The sequence below is a fragment of the Mesorhizobium carmichaelinearum genome (genome assembly GCF_900199455.1).
Lineage (GTDB): Bacteria > Pseudomonadota > Alphaproteobacteria > Rhizobiales > Rhizobiaceae > Mesorhizobium > Mesorhizobium carmichaelinearum.
Genome location: NZ_FZQR01000005.1, coordinates 161,176 through 179,920, shown reverse-complemented (window position 1 = coordinate 179,920; position 18,745 = coordinate 161,176). Strand labels below are relative to the sequence as shown.

23 protein-coding genes are annotated in these 18,745 nt (G+C 64.0%); 7 read left to right on the top strand and 16 right to left on the bottom strand.

Going from position 1 to position 18,745, the window contains the following annotated elements:
- Positions 1–65: 65 nt before the first annotated feature.
- Genes CKW40_RS13845 through CKW40_RS13835 form a run of 3 tightly spaced genes read left to right on the top strand, consistent with a single transcriptional unit; the run spans position 66 to position 3,893 of the window.
- The gene (locus CKW40_RS13845) at positions 66–995 is read left to right on the top strand and encodes a carbohydrate ABC transporter permease (RefSeq protein WP_095200464.1); all 930 of its coding nucleotides are present in this window, start codon (positions 66–68) and stop codon (positions 993–995) included.
- Positions 995–1,852: a carbohydrate ABC transporter permease gene (locus CKW40_RS13840; protein ID WP_095200463.1), complete on the top strand. Its 858-nt coding sequence runs from the start codon at positions 995–997 to the stop codon at positions 1,850–1,852. The genes CKW40_RS13845 and CKW40_RS13840 overlap by 1 nt, the downstream gene beginning before the upstream one ends.
- 52 nt (positions 1,853–1,904) lie before the next feature.
- Complete coding sequence (locus CKW40_RS13835) at positions 1,905–3,893, top strand: glycoside hydrolase family 127 protein (protein WP_095200462.1); 1,989 nt, start codon at positions 1,905–1,907, stop codon at positions 3,891–3,893.
- Between the two features lie 93 nt (positions 3,894–3,986).
- Here the strand turns inward: CKW40_RS13835 and CKW40_RS13830 are convergent, their stop codons facing one another.
- The 11 genes from CKW40_RS13830 to CKW40_RS13775 all read right to left on the bottom strand — a co-directional run bounded on the left by CKW40_RS13830 (position 3,987) and on the right by CKW40_RS13775 (position 11,799).
- The gene (locus tag CKW40_RS13830; RefSeq protein ID WP_095200461.1) at positions 3,987–5,081 is read right to left on the bottom strand and encodes an acyltransferase family protein; all 1,095 of its coding nucleotides are present in this window, start codon (positions 5,079–5,081) and stop codon (positions 3,987–3,989) included.
- Positions 5,082–5,463: 382 nt separating this feature from the next.
- The gene (locus tag CKW40_RS13825; protein WP_095200460.1) at positions 5,464–5,856 is read right to left on the bottom strand and encodes a DUF1801 domain-containing protein; all 393 of its coding nucleotides are present in this window, start codon (positions 5,854–5,856) and stop codon (positions 5,464–5,466) included.
- Positions 5,857–5,890: 34 nt separating this feature from the next.
- Positions 5,891–6,319, bottom strand: a complete 429-nt coding sequence (locus CKW40_RS13820) for a DUF1801 domain-containing protein (protein WP_095200459.1) — start codon at positions 6,317–6,319, stop codon at positions 5,891–5,893.
- 11 nt (positions 6,320–6,330) lie between these two features.
- Complete coding sequence (locus tag CKW40_RS13815) at positions 6,331–6,552, bottom strand: hypothetical protein (RefSeq protein ID WP_095200458.1); 222 nt, start codon at positions 6,550–6,552, stop codon at positions 6,331–6,333.
- A 39-nt stretch (positions 6,553–6,591) separates the two neighbouring features.
- Positions 6,592–6,984, bottom strand: coding sequence for a VOC family protein (locus CKW40_RS13810; protein ID WP_095200457.1), 393 nt, complete (start codon positions 6,982–6,984; stop codon positions 6,592–6,594).
- Positions 6,985–7,060: 76 nt separating this feature from the next.
- Complete coding sequence (locus CKW40_RS13805) at positions 7,061–7,492, bottom strand: SRPBCC family protein (RefSeq protein ID WP_095200456.1); 432 nt, start codon at positions 7,490–7,492, stop codon at positions 7,061–7,063.
- Complete coding sequence (locus CKW40_RS13800) at positions 7,489–7,812, bottom strand: ArsR/SmtB family transcription factor (protein WP_095200455.1); 324 nt, start codon at positions 7,810–7,812, stop codon at positions 7,489–7,491. Before CKW40_RS13800 ends, CKW40_RS13805 begins: the two co-directional genes overlap by 4 nt.
- An 89-nt stretch (positions 7,813–7,901) precedes the next feature.
- The gene (locus CKW40_RS13795) at positions 7,902–8,633 is read right to left on the bottom strand and encodes a gamma-glutamylcyclotransferase (protein ID WP_095200454.1); all 732 of its coding nucleotides are present in this window, start codon (positions 8,631–8,633) and stop codon (positions 7,902–7,904) included.
- Between the two features lie 222 nt (positions 8,634–8,855).
- A complete protein-coding gene (locus CKW40_RS13790; protein WP_095200453.1) occupies positions 8,856–9,377 on the bottom strand; it encodes an Hsp20/alpha crystallin family protein in 522 nt (173 codons plus the stop codon).
- Between the two features lie 1,003 nt (positions 9,378–10,380).
- A complete protein-coding gene (locus CKW40_RS42890) occupies positions 10,381–10,674 on the bottom strand; it encodes a hypothetical protein (protein WP_143748287.1) in 294 nt (97 codons plus the stop codon).
- 216 nt (positions 10,675–10,890) lie between these two features.
- Positions 10,891–11,799, bottom strand: a complete 909-nt coding sequence (locus CKW40_RS13775) for a LysR family transcriptional regulator (RefSeq protein ID WP_095200696.1) — start codon at positions 11,797–11,799, stop codon at positions 10,891–10,893.
- A 97-nt stretch (positions 11,800–11,896) separates the two neighbouring features.
- On the opposite strand from CKW40_RS13775, the gene CKW40_RS13770 reads away from it, so the two are divergent.
- Positions 11,897–13,123 carry an MFS transporter gene (locus CKW40_RS13770; RefSeq protein WP_095200695.1) on the top strand — a complete coding sequence of 409 codons (1,227 nt, stop codon included), beginning with the start codon at positions 11,897–11,899 and terminating at the stop codon, positions 13,121–13,123.
- An 82-nt stretch (positions 13,124–13,205) separates the two neighbouring features.
- Positions 13,206–13,898: a DUF2270 domain-containing protein gene (locus CKW40_RS13765; protein WP_095200451.1), complete on the top strand. Its 693-nt coding sequence runs from the start codon at positions 13,206–13,208 to the stop codon at positions 13,896–13,898.
- Between the two features lie 35 nt (positions 13,899–13,933).
- Here the strand turns inward: CKW40_RS13765 and CKW40_RS13760 are convergent, their stop codons facing one another.
- Positions 13,934–14,113 (bottom strand): hypothetical protein, encoded by a 180-nt coding sequence (locus CKW40_RS13760; protein ID WP_179297948.1) that lies wholly within the window; start codon positions 14,111–14,113, stop codon positions 13,934–13,936.
- Positions 14,114–14,359: 246 nt separating this feature from the next.
- Here CKW40_RS13760 and CKW40_RS13755 point away from each other — a divergent pair, with 246 nt between their 5' ends.
- Together CKW40_RS13755 and CKW40_RS13750 are read left to right on the top strand one after the other, a co-directional pair.
- A complete protein-coding gene (locus CKW40_RS13755; protein WP_095200449.1) occupies positions 14,360–14,548 on the top strand; it encodes a hypothetical protein in 189 nt (62 codons plus the stop codon).
- A 16-nt stretch (positions 14,549–14,564) separates the two neighbouring features.
- Positions 14,565–14,933, top strand: a complete 369-nt coding sequence (locus CKW40_RS13750) for a response regulator (RefSeq protein ID WP_095200448.1) — start codon at positions 14,565–14,567, stop codon at positions 14,931–14,933.
- Positions 14,934–15,118: 185 nt separating this feature from the next.
- Here CKW40_RS13750 and CKW40_RS13745 read toward each other — a convergent pair whose 3' ends face one another.
- The 4 genes from CKW40_RS13745 to CKW40_RS13730 all read right to left on the bottom strand — a co-directional run bounded on the left by CKW40_RS13745 (position 15,119) and on the right by CKW40_RS13730 (position 18,731).
- A complete protein-coding gene (locus tag CKW40_RS13745; protein WP_095200447.1) occupies positions 15,119–16,054 on the bottom strand; it encodes a sigma-70 family RNA polymerase sigma factor in 936 nt (311 codons plus the stop codon).
- Positions 16,051–16,809 carry an SDR family NAD(P)-dependent oxidoreductase gene (locus CKW40_RS13740; protein ID WP_095200446.1) on the bottom strand — a complete coding sequence of 253 codons (759 nt, stop codon included), beginning with the start codon at positions 16,807–16,809 and terminating at the stop codon, positions 16,051–16,053. Before CKW40_RS13740 ends, CKW40_RS13745 begins: the two co-directional genes overlap by 4 nt.
- 90 nt (positions 16,810–16,899) lie before the next feature.
- Positions 16,900–17,781 carry an ABC transporter permease gene (locus tag CKW40_RS13735; RefSeq protein ID WP_095200445.1) on the bottom strand — a complete coding sequence of 294 codons (882 nt, stop codon included), beginning with the start codon at positions 17,779–17,781 and terminating at the stop codon, positions 16,900–16,902.
- Positions 17,778–18,731, bottom strand: a complete 954-nt coding sequence (locus tag CKW40_RS13730; RefSeq protein WP_439330983.1) for an ABC transporter permease — start codon at positions 18,729–18,731, stop codon at positions 17,778–17,780. Before CKW40_RS13730 ends, CKW40_RS13735 begins: the two co-directional genes overlap by 4 nt.
- Between the last annotated feature and the right edge of the window lie 14 nt (positions 18,732–18,745).

Genomic DNA, 18,745 nt, shown 5'->3' with positions numbered 1-18,745 from the left:
CACCCCCGGCCTTCGGCCGGACCCTCCCCTCAAGGGGGAGGGGGAGCCTCACCCGGAGACCACGCATGACTACCATCACAGCCACAACCACCGCCCCGCCCCGCGCCCGAAAACTCGTCGGCGCCGGGCGGCGGCAGTGGATCGGCCTCATCTACGTCGCGCCGGCGGTTGCGCTGGTCATGGTGTTCTTCGTCATCCCGCTCGGCATGACGGCGTGGATGTCGCTGCACAACTGGCCGCTGATGGGCGAGCACTCCTTCATCGGCCTCGACAACTACGTCGCCATCCTGCGCGACACCCGATTCTGGAACGCGCTGAAATTCACCGGCTATTACACGGTGATCGTCACCATCGCGATCTTCGCCATCGCCTTTCCCCTGGCGATCTTCATCGAAAAACCGCGCCCGTTCACCAACCTCTACCGCACCTTCTTCTTCATGCCGGCGGTGGTCGGTTTTGCTTCGGCGAGCCTGCTCTGGTCCTGGCTGCTCAACGTCGATTCCGGCCTGTTCAGCCCCGCCGCTTACGACCTCGGCCTGATCGACAAGAAGTTCAACCTCTTGGCCACGTTCCAGCCGGCCTTCTGGTCGATCATCGCCATGGTGGTGTGGAAGGTCGCCGGCTTCACCATGATCATCCTGATGACCGGCCTGCAATCGATCCCGCAGGACCTGCAGGAGGCCGCCGTCATCGACGGCGCCGGACCGTTCGCGCGGTTCCGCGCGATCACCTTGCCGCTGATGCGCCGCACGCTGGCGCTGGCGCTGATCCTGTCGGTAGCGGGCTCGATCCTCGCCTTCGACCAGTTCTACATCATCCTGCGCGGCGGCCCGCGCAACCAGACGCTGACGGCGGTCTACTGGATCTTCAACCAGTCCTTCGTGTCGTTCAAGCTCGGCTATGGCGCCGCACTCTCCATGGTGCTGCTGGTGATCCTGGTGGCGCTCAGCCTCATCCAGCTCTGGCTGCTGCGCAAGCCCGAGGGGCTCGACTGATGGCGCAGGCGATATCAGCCAGGGGCAAGCTCGCCGCGCGCTTCGCCCGGCATTCCACCGGCATCATCGCCTCGGTGCTGTTCGTGGCGCCGATCGTGTGGACGGCGCTGTCGGCCTTCAAGCCGGCGGCCGAAGCGCGCCTGCCGCCGCTGCCGCCCTGGCCGACCACGGGCTTCTCGCTCGAGAACTACGCCACGCTCAACTCCTTCGGCGACGGGCTGTGGGCCTCGGCGCAGAACAGCATCTACGTCTCGGTGATGACCGTCATTCTGTCGGTCATCGTCAGCGTGCTGGCCGGCTACGGCTTTTCGCGCTTCCGCTTTCCGTTCAAGGACCTGTTCTTCGTCCTCATCCTGTCGACGATCATGATCCCGTTCCAGTCGATCCTGACGCCGATCTTCCTGGTGCTGACCAAGCTTGGCCTGCACAACACGCTGACCGGCCTGGTCGGCGTCTATGTGACGCTGCAATTGCCGTTCTCGATCTTCATGATGCGCAACGCCTTCGACGCGGTGCCGCGCGAGATCGAGGAAGCCGCCCGCATGGACGGCGCCGGCAACGCCACCATGCTGGTGAAGGTGATGCTGCCGCTGGTCTGGCCGGGTGTCGTCACCATCGCGCTGTTTGCCTTCCTCGGTGCCTGGAACGAGTTCCTCGCCGCCCTGGTGCTGATGACCGACCAGTCCAAATTCACGCTGCCGGTGATGATGACCGCGCTGCAGTCGGGTCGCTTCGGCGCCATCGACTGGGGCGCCGTGCAGGCGGGCGTCACCGTGATGATGGTGCCGTGCCTGATCCTGTTCCTCGCTTTGCAGCGCTTCTACATCCGCGGCCTGATGGCCGGGGCCGTCAAGTAACCGCCTGACGGCCGAGGCCGTCAACCAATCGATAGAATAATGGAGTGAGTTCATGACCGCATCGCCATCCCCCCGCCCCGCCACAAAGGGCAAGCCGAAACTTGCCTTCCGCCCGCTGCCGATGCCGCAGGTCGACGTGCACGGTTTTTGGGGCGACCGCGCCGACGCGGTCGCCACCCGCACCGCCGACATCCTCCACGACCGCTGCGTGGAAGCGCGCATGCTGGAGCAGATCGACCCGGACTGCCCCTCGCCCGGCGTCGTCATTCCCTTCCACTCGCCCTCGCCCGATGAAGCCAACCGCCAGGGCGCCGAATTCACCGGCTCGACGGTGACGACGCAGATGTTCTGGGATTCCGATCTCGGCAAGACGATCGAGACCGCGGCCTATTCGCTCTACCGGCGCAAGAATCCGGAGCTGGAGAAGAAGATCGACGCCGTCATCGACATGTATGGCAGACTGCAGCAGGAGGACGGCTATCTCTCCAGCTGGTACCAGCGCATCCAGCCGGGCAAGCGCTGGACAAACCTGCGCGACTGCCACGAGCTTTATTGCGCCGGCCATCTGATCGAAGGCGCGGTCGCCTACTACCAGGCGACGGGCAAGCGCAAGCTGCTCGACATTATGTGCCGCTATGCCGACCACATCGCCTCGGTGCTGGGGCCGGAGCCCGGCAAGAAGAAGGGCTATTGCGGCCATGAGGAGATCGAGCTGGCGCTGGTCAAGCTGGCGCGGGTGACGGGCGAGCAGAAATACATGAAGCTGGCGAAGTACTTCATCGACCAGCGCGGCCTTGAGCCGCATTATTTCGACGAGGAGGCGCGCGCCCGTGGCGCCGACCCCAAGGCCTATCATTTCAAGACCTATGAATACAATCAGTCGCACAGGCCGGTGCGCGAGCAGGACAAGGTCGTCGGCCATGCGGTGCGGGCCATGTACCTCTATTCGGGCATGGCCGACATCGCCACCGAATATGGCGACGACACGCTGCGCGTGGCGCTCGACCGGCTGTGGGACGATCTGACCACGAAAAACCTCTACATCACCGGCGGGCTCGGCCCGTCGGCGCACAATGAGGGTTTCACCAGCGATTACGACCTGCCCAATGAGAGCGCCTATGCCGAGACCTGCGCGGCGGTCGGCCTGGTGTTCTGGGCGAGCCGCATGCTCGGCATGGGGCCGAACGCCCGCTATGCCGACATGATGGAGCGCGCGCTCTACAATGGCTCGATCTCCGGCCTGTCGCTCGATGGCTCGCTGTTCTTCTACGAAAACCCGCTGGAAAGCCGGGGCCGGCACAACAGGTGGAAATGGCATCGCTGCCCCTGCTGCCCGCCCAATGTCGGGCGCATGGTCGCCTCGATCGGCAGCTATTTCTACAGCCTGGCGGACGATGCGCTGGCCGTGCATCTCTACGGCGACTCCACCGCCCGCTTCGACATTGCAGGCACGCCGGTGCAGCTCACGCAAGCGAGCCGCTATCCCTGGGATGGCGCCGTCGAGGTCACGGTCGACCCGCAAGCGCCGGTGGAGTTCACGCTGCATCTGCGCATTCCGGCATGGAGCAGCAGTGCGACGCTTGTGATCAATGGCGAGGCGGTCGATCTCGAAGACATGACCAGCGACGGCTATGCCGCGATCCGGCGCGTCTGGAACAAGGGCGACCGCGTCCGGCTCGACCTCGAAATGCCGATCGAGCGGCTCTACGCCAATCCCGAGGTCCGACAGGATGCCGGCCGCGTTGCGCTGTCGCGCGGGCCGCTGATCTACTGCGTCGAGGCATCCGACAATGACAGCCGGCTGCATCGCCTGACCCTGCCGCGCAACGCAGGCATAGAGGCGCATGAGGCACCCGAACTGCTGGGCGGCGTGGTGACGCTTTCAGCCACGGCGCGAGCCGATGCCGGCGACGGCTGGCAGGATGGACTCTATCGCTCCGAACCGCCGGCCAGCGTCGAGACGCGGCTGACCGCCATCCCCTATTTCGCCTGGGACAATCGCGAGCCCGGCGAGATGCTGGTGTGGCTACGCGACGGCTGAGACTCTTGTTATGACGCAATTCCCAAGGGAAAGCGCTATGCGCTTTTCCCGGGAAAACCGCTTCACACTTTTCCTGGAATTGCTCAGGCTCGACTATGTCCGGCTTGATTGGGCGGCGGCAGCGGGCAGCGCCGTTTTTGGTGCTGCCTGCGGCACGCTGTTGTCGATATGCGCCCAGGCCGGCCGCTCGAACAGGAACATGCCGAAGCCGACGCGCTGGATGATGAGGTAGAGCACCACCGGGCTGATGGTCGAGACCAGCAGCACCGCCAGGCTGAGCATGCCCGTGTCGGTCAGCAGGCCGCTTGCCAGTGCGGCGCCACGGAACAGCGACATCGGGATGGTGAAGGCGACATAGACGACCAGCGAATGTTCGCCGAGCCAGCGCAGCCATTCCATCGCGGCGAATGTCGACAGAAAGCCGCCAAGCACGCAAAGCGCCACGGCGCCTGCGACGGCCAAAGTGAGATGCAGCGGCGGCCATGTCGCCAGGCCCATCTGCATGCCGACCGGCTGCATGGCATAGCCCGGCGAATAGACAAGCAGGCCGTTGACGATCGCCCACACTAGCAGGCCGGCGACGGCCAGCGCCGGGCGGGGCTGCGTCCACTCAACGAGCCGGAACACCAAAGGTGCCATGACGAAGCCGACATAGAAGAACACGAAATAGGCCGCGAATTGTTCAAGCGCATAGCTGTCGGGATGCGGCGCCCACATCTGCAAGGCGGCCGCACACGGGATGACGATCCAGGCGGGCACGCGGAACTGCCGCAGCAGCTTGGCGACAAGGCCGAACACCGCCAGCATGTAGATGAACCACAGCACGCCATAGGGCTGGACGACGGCCATTGCGAGGTCGTGCAGCATGCCGCCGGGATCGCGGCTGAAGATGCCGATCTTCAGCCCGATCGAGATGATCGCCCACAGCACGTAGAAATAGAGATAGTGGACGGCGCGCCGGTCGATGTAGCGCCGCCACGGCCGGTCGATCACCTGCGACAGGAACAGGCCTGAGATCAGGAAGAATTCCGGCATGCGGAACGGCGTCGCGAAGCCGATGACATAGTGCAGGAAACCGACGCCGCCCGTATACTCGCCGGTGTTGTAGGCCGAATACATCATGACCACGAGGATGATCGAGAGGCCTTTGGCCGTGTCCACCCACGGCATGCGCATCGGGCTGTTCATGGCGAATCCATCCGGGGCCGGCCAAGGTGGCCAGCCGTCACTCCAAGATGTCTAGCACCATCAAGCTTCCCAGATCGTAAACATGGGCTGGTTTTGGGGTGGCAGGCTGGGGCCACTCTTACCTGCTGTCTTGCAGCGTCAAAGTCATTGGCAATCTTCTGGCTTCGGCGCTGCCCCTCACTGTCCTGCCGGACATCTCTCCCCGTAAACGGGGCGAGAGGGGCTGGCCGCAACGCCGGCGCCTTTCTCGCAACGTTGGCGATTGGCGAAAGCGGCGACAACAGCATCCTTCGCCCCGTTTACGGGGAGAAGATGCCGGCAGGCAGATGAGGGGCAGCGCTGACGTCGACGGTTATGCGCAAAGGGCTATGACGCAGCAGAATTACCTGCGGCCCTTCGACTTGTTCAAAGCCACCGCAGCCCGCACCAACGCCTTCAGCGCATCCTCATTGACCTCTTCACCCTTCTGAAAATCAATAGCCCGCCGCGTGTTGCCTTCGAGGCTGGAGTTGAACAGCTTCGCCGGATCGGGCAGCGCAGCACCTTTGGCGAAGGTCAGCTTGACGACGCTCTTATAGGTCTCGCCCGTGCAGATCATGCCGTCATGCTCCCACACCGGCACGCCGCGCCACTTCCATGTCTCGACCACGTCGGGATCGGCTTGATGGATGAGCGCGCGCAGCCGGGCCAGCATCTCGCCGCGCCAGTCTCCGAGTTCCGTGATCCTGCCGTCGATCAGCTCCGAGGGAGATTTGCTCTCCTGCGATCCGGTCATGCTGTCTCTCCTCAAAATATGAACAATAGAGCGCTCACATGCGCTCGCCAGGCAATTGGCTGGCCTGCTTCACCCAGGCGCTGAATTGCGCCTCGTCGAATGCGTCGTCCTCATGGATGTTGAGGTAGCGCGTGTCCTGGCTCCGGGATTCACCCGGCGGCACCGGCTGCAGCGAGGCGCCACGAAAGAAGGCCACCTTGATGTATTTGGTGAAGCAATGGACGCCGAGGAACCAGCCCTCGCCCTCGACGCCATAGAGCGGCGAGTTCCATTTGACCGCCTTCTCGACACCGGGCACGGCACGCGAGATGAGCGCGTCGAGCCGCTCGCCCATCTCGCGCTTCCAGCCAGGCATCGCCGCGATATAGGCCTGCACCGGAGCATCACCATAACCCTTGGCGATCCGCGGGTTGCCGCCGGAAAGCAGTTTTGGCTCAGCCTTGGCGGCGGTCGACTTGGCCATAGGCTTTCATCCTATCCGTTGACGCGCTGCACGCTGCGTCCTTTCCCGACATAGGGCAGCACGAACATATAGAGGCCGCTGAACAGCATAAGGAAGAGCGGCGGCAGTGGCGAATAGACCACCCAGGCGGGCGGCTGTCCAAACGCCATGGTGACGAAATTGGCGACGACGGTCGCCGTGAAGATGATCGACAGCCAGCGATGCGTCTGCCCGATCCAATTGCTCCAGTCCAAGATGACCTCCTCTGAAAAAATGCGTGAAACCGGGCGCTGCTACCAACGCGCCAGTTGGGTGATCTGGATGAGATTGCCGCAGCCGTCGTTCAGCTTGGCGATGGTCGAACCGGTCACCTCGGTCGGCGCCATGGCGAAGGTGCCGCCGCGCGCCGTGATGCGCTCATGGTCGCCCTTGACGTCGTCGGTGAAGAACATCACCGCCGGCTGGCCCTGCTCGAACATCGCCTGCTGGTAGGCCTTAGCGGCCGGCTGGTTGTTGAGCGCCAGCTGCAGCTCGGTGCCCTCGGGTTCATCCGGCGAGGCGACCGTCAGCCAGCGGAACGGCCCGTTGCTGAAATCAGCCTTCTTGGTCAGGCCGAGCACGCCGGTATAGAAGGCAAGCGCCTTTTCCTGGTCGTCGACATAGATGCTGGTCAGTTTGATCTTCATCGTCTTTCTCCATAGGTTTTTGCTGGCGGCAAGCCGCCTGGTTCGTCAGTTGCGGTTTTCAATCTGGCCGGCGGATCTAGTCCGTGCGCTCCAGAAGCTGTTCCAGCTTCTCCAGGAATTGCGGCCAGCCCATCTTGGCGCCGCCATAGGCCCGCCGCTGATCGGGGCGGAAGCCGGATTGCTCCATGCGCAGATGCGTTCCGGTTGGCGTCGGGGTGAGCGTGAAGGTCACCACGCTCCTGAGATCGAACGCCGGATCCGGGTGCGCGAGGTTCCAGGTGTAGGACAGCGTCTTGTTGGGTTCGACGGCCAACACTTCGCAGTCGAGCACGCCGCCCCAATCGGCGCTGATGTTGAAGCGGTGGCCGACAGCGGGCTTGAAATCGTTCTTCATCAGCCACTCCTCGATCAGATGCGGTTGCGTCAGCGCGCGCCAGAGTTTTTCCGGCGGATGGGAAATCTGCCGCTCGACGACGACAGTGCGGGTCTCCTGGGCACTATCGTTCAATGGTCCATCCTTTTGAGCAAATCCTCGAGATCATCGAACCGGGCCTCCCAGAACCCGGCCATCTCACGTGTCCAGTCCATCAGCGGTGCCAGCGCACCGAGCTGCGCGCTGTAGTGCGTCTGGCGGCCTTCATGGCGGTCACGCACCAGCCCGGCCTGCTTGAGCAGGCCGAGATGCTTCGACACCGCCGGCTGCGAGACGCCGGACTGGCTCGTCAGCGCGCCCACCGTCTGCTCCCCCTGGCGGCACAGTCGCTCGAAGATCGCCCGCCTGGTCGGGTCGGCGAGCGTCCTGAAGAGCATGTCGTGAGCGTCCGGCATCTGCAATCGATAACCCGTTGGCTATTGGTTGACGTATAACCACAGGGATATATGTTCGTCAAGCGGAAGATTGGAAGAGGCGGAAATGGCTAGACGACCGCATCGACGCGGCCGATCTCCTGCGCCACCAGTTCCTGCAACTGCCAGAGATTGCGGTCGCGTATGCCGCAGGCGTCGAGATGGCGGATGGTCTCGAACAGATATTGCGCACCTGAGCCCCAGTGGCCGACGGCCTTGGCCAGCGTCGCCGCGACCGCAGGTTTGTCGAGCTTGCCGGCGTAGCGCGGATTGGCGGGATCGACGACGAACCCGAGCGCCCGGCTCGCCCCGCTCTCGGTGCTGACCTGCAGCCAGCGCGGCACGTTGACGGCGGGCAGGATGGTCATCTCGCGGCGCAACAGCGCTTCGAGATTTTCGGCGACCGGCTCGGCGATCTCGAACACCATGCCCTGACACTGGCCGCCGCGGTCGAGCGCCATCATCAGGCCGGGCTGCTCAAGCGTGCCGCGAAAGCGCTGCACCGTGAAGCAGAACGACCGGTGCCAGCCCCGCGCCACCGCGCGTTCGCCACCCGTCACCTCGCCGGCCGGCTTCCACAACAGCGAACCATAGGCGAACAGTTTCAGCGGTCCAGGCGGTGCGCTGGCCAGGATCTCGTCGCGAAACCGCGCGTAGTCGGCGTCCAGCATATAGACCATGCCCGGCGTCGGCCCGGCATCCTCGACCACCCGCATGGTCCGCGCCACCAGCGCCTCGGTCAGCGCCATGGGTGGTTTGCGCGGTGCGGACTTGCCCGGTGCGGCGGAAATGGCCTTGCTCATCCTTGCGCTCCCAGCCTTGCCGCCATGTTGCCGAAGGCTGGGGGATTCTCAAGGGCGACCGGCGCGAAATCCGCCGGTCAATGCCGGGCGTGCGCGGCACGCACGCCCGGCTGGTCTGTTCTAGAGCAATTTCAGGAAAAGTGTGAAACGGTTTTCCGTCCGAAATTGCGTCAAAACAAAGAGTTAGAGCAGTTCACCGTTTCCGTGAAACGGTGAACTGCTCTAGTGCTTGGTGCTCTTGCCGCCGATGGGGATGCGCTTCGCCTTGCTCTGCGCCTTCTCGGACTTCGGCAAGCTCACGGACAGCACGCCGTTGCGGAAATCCGCCGCAACCTTGTCCTCCGCGACTTCGAACCCGATCGGGATGCGACGTTCGAAGCGGCCATAGAACCGCTCGGAGAACTGACGCTCCTTGTCCTCGGTTTCGGCGTGTTTTTCGCCGCGCAACGTCAGGACCCCGTCATCGAGCAACACCTCGATGTCCTTCTCCTCCATGCCGGGTATCTCGGCTGTCACGCGGATCTCCTTGTCGGTTTCGGAGATTTCCACGCTGGGCCAACCGGTGCCGGACGAAGAGAACCTGCCCATGGATGGAAGCCGCGACTCGAAGCCGCGGAACATGTCGTCGACCAGGCGGCTCATCTCGCGATGCAGGCCCATGAACGGGTCCCGGTCGCCTTCGCGAAAGAGGGTCGGAGACTGGCTGGTGTCGCGGCTCCACGGCATGAGATCACGAATGGTCATTGCACTTTCTCCTTTCTTGATCCTGTTTCTGGTACGTTTGTATGCACTGCCTGCCATGCTCCGGAGGATAATGCGCCGTTCTGAAGCCGGCATCGCCGCCAGCCCCATCTGTGCTTGCTGTTTTCGCTCTGCTTCTGGTCCGATCCGCTCAACCTTCGGGAACGCCCTCGCCCGTCACGGGTCTCCCGCAACATCATCGCCTCCGGCACATGATGCCCGAGTTCGATGGTCATAAGACCATCGTCCAGCGCGGCGCCGCCCATGAAGCTGGCGCCCCGCGTCTGCACCGGCCCCATCTGGCGCCGGCATGGTCGATCTGGGGTTCGTTGCGGAGGGGTCAAGACCTGGTAATGCAATGTGATCGTCGAATGCAAAGCGTACCTAACACCTCATGCACCTGGCGATATCCTCATGGGCCTGCTCAGCATTCGAAAACATGGGCTTGAACGACAGCCTGCACGATGTGCGCGAGCAAAGCCGTTATGTTCGACGATCGTTGCAACCGCCTGATTGGATTCAGGAATGCCGCGACACAGGCTAAGGGCTTTTGGCCTGGGTTGAATCGTTCTGCCGTATCGGCTCCACTGTCCATCCGAGCTGATCCATGAAGCGCATGAACCTCGGCACGACAGCATCGGGCGTCGTCTCCCTCTGCCACTGTCTTCGCGCGATTGCCGTATCAACATACCGGAACTCTATCAGCCCCGAATGCAACGGGCTCACCCTCAGGTAAGGTCCGGAATAAGGCTCGACATCGACTGCTGGATGCACAGGTCAAACATGGACGTCCACCCATACAGAACCGAGTTCAAGGAACCGCTTGCTATGAACGATGCAAGCGTCTCCACACCGCCAAACGCCACAGCGACTGGATCGGCTGGGTTCAAGCGCCTGTCTCGAATGGAAGCGACAATGTCTGGCCAGCAGTTCTGCATCGACTGAAGGTGTTGGGCGCGAAGTGGCTTGTCAACATGATGAGCAAAAGCGTGTGGCACTACGATCTTTATTCCTTCTCCATGAAAGACGACGCCGCTTCGTTAACCCAGAGACGACCTTGGGTGCCTAGCACTTGTTGCCCTCCTATGCCGCGACCTGCTGGCCCCAACCCGCTTTGCGACTGGTAGAAGGCGAATTGGACATGGCTCGAATCCCAAGGCGCGCTAGCGGGATGCCCGCCATGGACATATCGCCAGATCGTCCCCCAGACAGGTTGCCATATGTCGATGGCTTCCCGGAACACATACAGAAGAACACCAACTGCAAGCCCTTCTTTGTTCGGAAAGCTGAGTTCGAGCAAGGCATTGTTCTGGCTGTCTTCGGACAGATATTGCGAATAGGCACCGCAATGGACCGAGGTCGACGCTTCTAGATTCCCATGACGCTGGTTCCAAAGTGAGAGGTCGTTGCCTGGGACCCCAATAAACGCAAATGCTGACCGACACGACACCCTCCCACGGAGTGTTCACCCTATTGAGGTGCCTTTCTCTCGACAACGGAGAACTGGCCACCGGGCTCACGACAGCAACGGCATCGGCACCTTCAGCCCGTCGATCAGCGCATCTCGAAACAGCGCGATGGGCCGGCTCAGCCGTCCCGCCGGCGGGCGGTGCAGCACCCAGGCGCGTACTTGCGGTTTGAAGTCCGGGCAGTCGATGACCTCCACCTTGTCTCGCCAGCGGCTGTCGGCGAAGGCGCCCGGCGTGACGATGCCGATGCCGTGGCCGCGCGCCACCAGCGACATTCTGAGGTCGACGCCGAGCGCTTCCACACCGACCTGGAACGGCAACCTTGCCGCCTCGAGACTCTGGCGGATGAAGGCGCGAAAACCGCAGCCGTTTTCGCTCATCACCCAGGCAAAGCGCGACAGGTCGGCGAGCTTCGCCGGCTTCGGCACGCCGAGGCTGGGGGACGCGACCAGCAGCACCGATTGCGTGCCGAGATCGTCGCAGACCAGTTCGTCCGGCGGCGCCAGGCCTTCGGCGAGGCAAACGGCCACCGCGTCGAGCTCGCTGCGCGCCACCTGCTCCACCAGCCTAGGCGACCAGCCCGAGGTGATGCGCAGCGTCAGTTGCGGAAAGGCGGCACGCAGGCTGTCGAGCGGCAGCGCCAATGCCGCATCGGAGAGATAGGGCATGATGCCCAGGCGGAATTCGCCCTTGACCTCGCCCTGCGGCGACACGCCAGCCTTTAAATCCTCCAGCGAGCGCAGCACGCGCCTGCCATGCTCATAGGCCTCGCGCCCGGACGCCGTCGGCTTCAGCGGCTTCGACTGACGGTCGAGCAGTGCCGTCGCCAGCCCATCCTCGAGGTTCTGGATGCGCCGGGTGACACCCGGCTGGGTGAGGTTGAGCCTGGCCGAGGCGCCAACGATCGAGCCGGTTTCCACCACGGCGATGAAGGCTTCGAGGTCATGGATGTTCATGCGCATCTCGCATAATCATTATCGATTTGATTGAATTGTAGCATGATAATTCTTTGGCATAAAGTCCCCTCACAATATGCAACTTCTTGAGGACTCCATGCCCAATACCAATGATGGCCAGCTGTGCGAACGGTTGCCCGCGGCGAGCACCATCACCGGCCCGCAGACGCTGCTCTTTGCCGCCTCCACCGGCATCATCGTCACCAATCTGTTCGCGCCGCAGACCCTGGTCGGGCTGATCGGGCCATCGCTCGGCGCCGGCGCCGCCAGCGTCGGCCTCGTCGCCATGGCCACGCTGCTCGGCTATGCCGCCGGCCTGTTTTTCGTGGTGCCGATGGCCGACCTTGCCGAGAACCGCGCCTTGATCCTGCGCATGCTCCTGACGGCCGCCCTTGCGGCCGCCATCGCCGTCTTCGCACCCACCATCGCCTCGCTGCTGATCGTCCTGTTCGTTCTGGGTGCCGCCTGTTCGGCGATCCAGATACTGGTGCCGATCGCCGCCTCGATGGCGCCGCCCGGCGAGGCCGGCCGCGTCATCGGCGATGTCATGAGCGGGCTGATGATCGGCATCCTGCTGGCGCGGCCGCTGGCCAGCCTCATCGCCGATTCCTGGGGCTGGCGGGCTTTCTACGGCCTCAGCACCGGGGCACTCCTCCTGCTCGCCTGCGTGCTCGCCTTCACCTTGCCGCAGCGGCGCCCGCAGGCGACATCCTCCTATGGCGCGCTGATCGCCTCATTGTTCGGCCTGCTGCGCGACGAGCCGGTGCTGCGGCGGCGCGCACTGACGGCGGCGCTGGTGATGGCGTCGTTCAGCCTGTTCTGGACGGCGGTCGCCCTACGCCTCGCACAGCCGCCTTTCGGCCTTGGCCAGCGCGGCATTGCGCTGTTCGCGCTCGTCGGCGCGGGCGGCGCCGTGGTCACGCCGCTGTTCGGCCGCGCCGGCGACCATGGCTGGACGCGATCCGCCACCATCTTCTGCCATCTCGTGCTGGTCGGGGCGATGGCGCTCGCCGCCTGGGCCGGCGCCTTTCAGTCCGGAGCCTCATGGCTGCCGCTTGTGCTGATGGGCGTCAGTGCCGTGCTGCTCGACATCGGCGTCACTGGCGACCAGACGCTCGGCCGCCGCGCCGTCAACTTGCTTCAGCCCCAGGCTCGCGGCCGCCTCAACGGCCTGTTTGTCGGCATCTTCTTCATCGGCGGCGCCATCGGCTCCTTGCTGGCCGGCATCGCCTGGAGCTGGGGTGGATGGCCAGCGGTCTGCGCCATCGGCGGCACCTTTGGGCTCGCCGCCCTGCTGGTCGACTGGATCGGCGGACCGGAATAACCCGACGTTCTCAAAATCGCGCCGAGTGGCGCCACGGAACAATGTTGCCGGCAAAGCGTTTTGGTCCTTGCCGGAGGACGTCATGAACGATGCGTCGGCAAAACCCGTGGGGCCTGTCCTTTCATCGACGGAGCGTGTGAACACGCTGTCGCATTTCCACCGCGCCGAGATCGCGCGCATGGCGGGATGGCGCGATCGCCTCGACAGGACCACGAACTGGGCGATCACCGTGGTGGCGGCGATGCTTTCGGTCTCCCTGTCGACGGCCAGCGCGCATCATGGCGTGCTGCTGTTCGCCATGCTGCTGATCCTGCTGCTTTTGTGGATCGAGGCGCGCCGCTACCGCTTCTTCGACTTCTACCGGGCCCGCGTGCGCCAGTTCGAGCGCCACTATTTCGCGCAGATATTTTCCCCGCAGCCTGACTTCGCCTCGGATTGGCTGCTTATTGTCGGCGAAGGCCTGCGCGCGCCAAAGTTCCTGCTGTCGCACCGGGCCGCGTTGGCGCGCCGCCTGCGGCGCAATTACATCTATCTCTTCATGATCCTGCTGCTGGCCTGGGTGCTCAAAATAACGACGCCCAGCCTTCAGGTCGGCGGTGTCGGGACCGGCTTCGTCGGCTCGCTGCGCTATGCCGTCGACAGCGCCGCCCTTGGCCCCATTCCCGGTGTGGCCATCGTGATTGTCGTGGCGGCATTTTATGCCTGGCTGCTCGCCATCGTCCTTTTCGCGTCCGGCGGCGACGGCGAACTCACCTTCGGCGACGTCCATGTCTGAGGCGTCCATGTCTGACATGGACGCCCGACATCGCTCTATATGCCGAAAAACTGCCTGCCGATCATGTATCCCAGCGCCGCCACGACCAGCGGAAACAGCGCTGGTGCCGCCTTGCTGAGAAAGGAAGGCTTTGTGTCATTGGGCGGCACATAACGTGCGTTGCCGAGATTCTTGGTCATTGCGTACCCCGCGCCAAACCAACCAGTTTCGCGCATGCCGTTGTCCCAAAACCGCGAAGCAGTTCCGGTCGACATGCATTAGAAGGCGCTCATTAACAGCATTGCCGAATTAACGACTTGCAAAGAAATTCGCTCGAATAGCCGACCATTGGCTGGCGAAGCCCCGATATCCAAAGGAAAATCCCTAGGCATCGGGAACCGATCGGCCCGTCCGGGGTTTTGGACCTCGGGGCATGCATGATCGCAATTTCATCAAATACAAGAAATTTCGGCAGCGCGCCGATGGCACAAGGCCACGGGGGCGGTGACGGACGATCGTCGCCGCCCAGCCGGCGCGGCTTCGGCCGCTTCCTGATCGAACGGGTCTTCGGCACCGACTTCGGCGGATCGGTCCGGATCGACTACCACCCCGACGGCGTCGAATGCGTGCTGAACGCACCGGCACCCCAATTGCCGACAGCACCTTACTGACCACATAGGGCATGCCATGACCAATCAGAGCCTCGTCACCGTCCTCGTCGTCGAAGACGAAGCCTTTCTGCTGTTCGCCATCGCCGATGAATTGCGCGAGGCGGGGTTCGGCGTGCTGGAGGCGAGCAATGCCGACCAGGCGATCGATATATTGGAGAGCCGGCAGGACATCGCCATCCTGTTCACCGACATCGACATGCCCGGCTCCATGGACGGACTGCGCCTGTCGGCGGCCGTGCGCGACCGCTGGCCACCGATCAAGATCATCGTCACCTCGGGCAAGCAGCAGCCGGCCCGGGACGCCATGCCGAGCGGCGGCGTCTTCCTGCCGAAACCCTATGCCCCGGCGGCCGTCGCGGCGACCATCCAGGGGCTGCTCGATTAGAGCAATTTCAGGAAAAGTGTGAACGGTTTTCCCGGGAAAAGCGCGTAGCGCTTTCCCTAGGGAATTGCGTTAAAACAACAACTTAGAGCAGGTTTCCGTGAAACGGTGAGCTGCTCTGGCGCTCGTCCGAGGAACTGGTGGAACGATTTGCAGGCATTTGGTGTCGTCGGCAGCGCCCAAACGGATCAGAACCTGCTTCCGCGATCCCAGGATCCGGTTTCCCGTGCCAGCACCAGCCCGGCATCGTCGGTGACATAGCCGACATAACGATAGTCGCGGATGAAGCTGATCCGCCCGGCGCGCCACTCCAGCCACATGAAATGAACAGGCTTGGTGTCGGTCCTGTGTTGGAACACCGCAATCACCTCGCGGCCCTCGACCCAGCCCGGCTTGAGGAATACCTCATCGCTGCTGGCATAGATGGTGAAGAACGTACCGACATCGGCGGCACCGGAGCGCGGCGGGTGCATGGACTGTTGAAGTCTCACGTCCTCGGCAAGCAGCGCGCGCAATCCGTCCCAGTCACGCTGGTTGAACAGGGCGACATAACGCACCACGGCGGCCGACGCGATGCGCGCATCGGGAAGCCGGTCGGTCTTGGCGTTGATCTCCCGAAGCCGGGCGCGGCCGCGTGCCAGATGTGCTTTGACCGCATCGACCGTAATGCCAAGCAAAGCGGCGATTTCGGTCAGCGGTTCGTCGAGTACATCCTTCAGGATGATGACGCTGCGCTGGACCACCGGAAGCTCCACGAAGCGCGACACAGCAGTCCCTATCGCCTCCCTGCGCATCAGGATCTCCACGGGGTCGGGTTTGCTGTCGTCGGCAATTTCAAATGCCGCCTCGATGGGCTCGGCTATACGGATCGCGCGGCTGCGCAGCAGGTCCAGCGCGCGGTTGTGAGCGATGCGGAACAGCCAGGGCCTGAGCTGCGCCACCTCGCTCAGTTCGTCCAGCGCAACGGAGGCTCGGGCAAACGTGTCTTGCACGACGTCCTCGCCGTCGATGACCGACCCCATCAGCCGCGCGCAATAACGGTGCAGTTCCGGCCGCAACGCGGCGGCAAGGGCAAGCAGCCCTTCGCGTCGGTCGCGTTCCACGCCAGGCTTCCCGCCGCTCAAGCCGCAGCACCCTCCATGATCGTGACGCCGGCGTCGCCATTGAGGCCGAAGACCACACCCTCGGCATATTGCGGGTCCTCCAGCACCGAAACCACCCTGTCGCCGAACGCGCGGGGCGGCATCGGCGCGCCGAAGCGGGTCACGAATTGTTCCGGCGTGATGCCCATCGAGCCGGCATAGGCGACTGCCGCCTCGTCCCCGATCCCTGTTCCGAGAATTATCTGGCGCGGCAAGATTGCCTGGAAGCGGATGCCGAGCTTCTTCTCCTGCGAGACCCCATTGGCATATTTGGCCATGAACCAGAGCATACGTTTGGAACCGCCATAGCCGCCAGACATCTGCGATCCGGTAACGGCAGCGCCGCTCGACCCCACCAGAACGCGGCTGCCAGGCTTCAGCGGCAGGTTCAGTGCCGCCTGCAGCCAGTACAGCCCGGCCTTGACGTCGGTCTCCCAGGCGATGGAGAAATCCTCCCACCTCAGCTGGTCCAATCGCCCCATCCGGGGCTTCGCACCGGCATTCAGCACCAGTATGTCCGGGCGGACCTCGCCAAGAATGCGATAGGCGGCGTCCTCGTCGGTGACGTCAGCGGAAATGGTGGCGACCCCGAGCCGCGAACCAACCGCCTCCAGCGCCTCGGCGCCGCGCGCAACGACGGTCACCTCAGCACCTTGCTCGACCAGCGCTTCGACCAATCCGAGGCCCAGCCCACGGCTGCCGCCAGTGACCACGATTTTCTTGTCCTTGAGGCTCATTGACCTTGCTCCAATGTTTCACTGTAGCAAAGACGTTTGAGTATCGGGAAAAGAGTCAGCCCCACACCGATCAACCTGTTCGGCTACCGCCTACTTGTCGCTGTTCTCGAAGGCGCCGATGCCTTGCGCGATGAGGTTGGTGGCCATCACCAGCGAGATGATGGCGGCCGAATTGAACACCACCACCCACCATTTGCCGGCGGTGAGGAAGCCGTAGCCGTCGGCGATCGCCAATCCCCAGTCGGCCGAAGGCGGCTGGATGCCGAGGCCGAGGAAGCTCAGCGTCGCGATCGAGAAGAAGGCGTAGCCGAGCCGGGTGATCAGCTCGATCAGGATGGTTTCCCGCACATTGGGCAGGATTTCGAGGAACATGATCGCCAGCCGCCCTTCGCCGGCGAGCCGCGCGGCGCTGATATAGTCGCGCTCGCGCTGTTCGCGCGCCGCGGTGCGCACCGTACGCGCCACCAGCGGCGCATAGGCAAGGCCGATCACCAGGATGACGGTGAGGTTGGACGGGCCGATCGCCACCAGCGCCATCGTCACCAGCACGATGAAGGGCAGCGACATGACGGCATCGAGCAGCCGCGCGCCTACAGCATCGACCAGGCCGCCAAAGGTGCCGAGCACCAGGCCGATGACGCTGCCGGTGGTGACACCCGCCAGCGTCGCCAGCGGCGCCACCAGCAGGATGTCGCGCGAGCCGACGACGATGCGCGAAAGCACGTCGCGCCCGAGCTGATCGGTGCCGAACCAGTGCACCGCGTCGGGCGCCGTCATCATCGAGAGGAAATCCTCGGCACAGGGATCGAACGGCACGAATTGCGCGCCGGCAATCGCGCAGGCGACCCAGAACAGCAGCACCGCCGAGCCGATCACGGTCGACGGCGCCAAATCAGGCAGAAGACCACGCAGCCGGCCGATCCAGGAGAGTCTGATGTCGCTGCGCACCGGAGATTGGGCAAGATCGGTCATGGCGCGTTCCGGCGGCGCTGGCGCGGATCGAGCAGCGCCTGCAGGAGGTCGCCGATCGCCGCCGTCGACACGAAGATCGCAGCCATCACCAGCACGCCGGCCTCGAGCATCGGGAAGTCGCGTGCCTTGGCCGCACTCAGCACCAGATTGCCGAGGCCCTGAATGCCGAACAGCGCCTCGATCACCACCAGGCCGCCGAGCAGGAAGCCGCTCTGCGTGGCAATGACCGCCACCGTCGGCACCAGCGCGTTGCGCAGCACATGCTTGAACAGCACCTGTGAGGGGCTGAGGCCCTTGAGGATGGCGGTGCGCGTATAGTCCGCGCCGCGCGCCTCGATCACCCCTGCCCTGGTCATGCGCGCGACATAGCCGATCAGGTTCAGCACCAGCGGCAGCGCCGGCAGGATGAGATGGTAGCTGGACGTCCAGAAGCCGGCCCCGTCCGGTGCGGCACCGGAGATCGGAAACCAGGCCAGCCACAGGCCGAAGACCATCAGCAACAGAAGGCCGGAGACGAAGTCCGGCACGATCGAGAGCGAGACGCCGGTCAGCACGATCAGCCTGTCGGCAAGGCTCCCCGAGCGCAGCCCCGCGACGACGCCGGCACCGATGCCGATCGGCACCAGGAACAGCAGCACGATACCGGCCAGTGCGGCGGAATTCTTGATGCTCGACAGGACGAACGGCGCCACCGGCGCGCGCATCGACAGCGAGTCGCCGAAATCCCCCGCGATCGCCCGGCTGAACCAATGCCAGTATTGCTGAAGGATCGGCTGGTCGGTGCCGAGCTTGCGGTTGAGCTCGGCGACCGCCTGCGCATCGGCGAACGGGCCGAGCATGACGCGGCCGACATCGCCGGGCAGCACCTGCCCGGCGAGGAAGACCAGCGCGCTGACCAGCCACAGCGTCAAAAGCAGCGCGCCCGCGCGAGCCGCCAGTGGCCGCACGATCGCCATCGAGGCGG

What these genes read in the sequence shown, in the direction of transcription:
- CKW40_RS13800 (WP_095200455.1), bottom strand. Translation starts at nt 7,812, where the DNA reads ATGCCGGACGCTCACGACATGCTCTTCAGGACGCTCGCCGACCCGACC.
- CKW40_RS13750 (WP_095200448.1), top strand. Translation starts at nt 14,565, where the DNA reads ATGACCAATCAGAGCCTCGTCACCGTCCTCGTCGTCGAAGACGAAGCC.
- CKW40_RS13790 (WP_095200453.1), bottom strand. Translation starts at nt 9,377, where the DNA reads ATGACCATTCGTGATCTCATGCCGTGGAGCCGCGACACCAGCCAGTCT.
- CKW40_RS13795 (WP_095200454.1), bottom strand. Translation starts at nt 8,633, where the DNA reads ATGAGCAAGGCCATTTCCGCCGCACCGGGCAAGTCCGCACCGCGCAAA.
- CKW40_RS13740 (WP_095200446.1), bottom strand. Translation starts at nt 16,809, where the DNA reads ATGAGCCTCAAGGACAAGAAAATCGTGGTCACTGGCGGCAGCCGTGGG.
- CKW40_RS13835 (WP_095200462.1), top strand. Translation starts at nt 1,905, where the DNA reads ATGACCGCATCGCCATCCCCCCGCCCCGCCACAAAGGGCAAGCCGAAA.
- CKW40_RS13840 (WP_095200463.1), top strand. Translation starts at nt 995, where the DNA reads ATGGCGCAGGCGATATCAGCCAGGGGCAAGCTCGCCGCGCGCTTCGCC.
- CKW40_RS13775 (WP_095200696.1), bottom strand. Translation starts at nt 11,799, where the DNA reads ATGAACATCCATGACCTCGAAGCCTTCATCGCCGTGGTGGAAACCGGC.
- CKW40_RS13755 (WP_095200449.1), top strand. Translation starts at nt 14,360, where the DNA reads ATGGCACAAGGCCACGGGGGCGGTGACGGACGATCGTCGCCGCCCAGC.
- CKW40_RS13845 (WP_095200464.1), top strand. Translation starts at nt 66, where the DNA reads ATGACTACCATCACAGCCACAACCACCGCCCCGCCCCGCGCCCGAAAA.
- CKW40_RS13735 (WP_095200445.1), bottom strand. Translation starts at nt 17,781, where the DNA reads ATGACCGATCTTGCCCAATCTCCGGTGCGCAGCGACATCAGACTCTCC.
- CKW40_RS13820 (WP_095200459.1), bottom strand. Translation starts at nt 6,319, where the DNA reads ATGGCCAAGTCGACCGCCGCCAAGGCTGAGCCAAAACTGCTTTCCGGC.
- CKW40_RS13830 (WP_095200461.1), bottom strand. Translation starts at nt 5,081, where the DNA reads ATGAACAGCCCGATGCGCATGCCGTGGGTGGACACGGCCAAAGGCCTC.
- CKW40_RS13760 (WP_179297948.1), bottom strand. Translation starts at nt 14,113, where the DNA reads ATGCGCGAAACTGGTTGGTTTGGCGCGGGGTACGCAATGACCAAGAAT.
- CKW40_RS13825 (WP_095200460.1), bottom strand. Translation starts at nt 5,856, where the DNA reads ATGACCGGATCGCAGGAGAGCAAATCTCCCTCGGAGCTGATCGACGGC.
- CKW40_RS13765 (WP_095200451.1), top strand. Translation starts at nt 13,206, where the DNA reads ATGAACGATGCGTCGGCAAAACCCGTGGGGCCTGTCCTTTCATCGACG.
- CKW40_RS13810 (WP_095200457.1), bottom strand. Translation starts at nt 6,984, where the DNA reads ATGAAGATCAAACTGACCAGCATCTATGTCGACGACCAGGAAAAGGCG.
- CKW40_RS13770 (WP_095200695.1), top strand. Translation starts at nt 11,897, where the DNA reads ATGCCCAATACCAATGATGGCCAGCTGTGCGAACGGTTGCCCGCGGCG.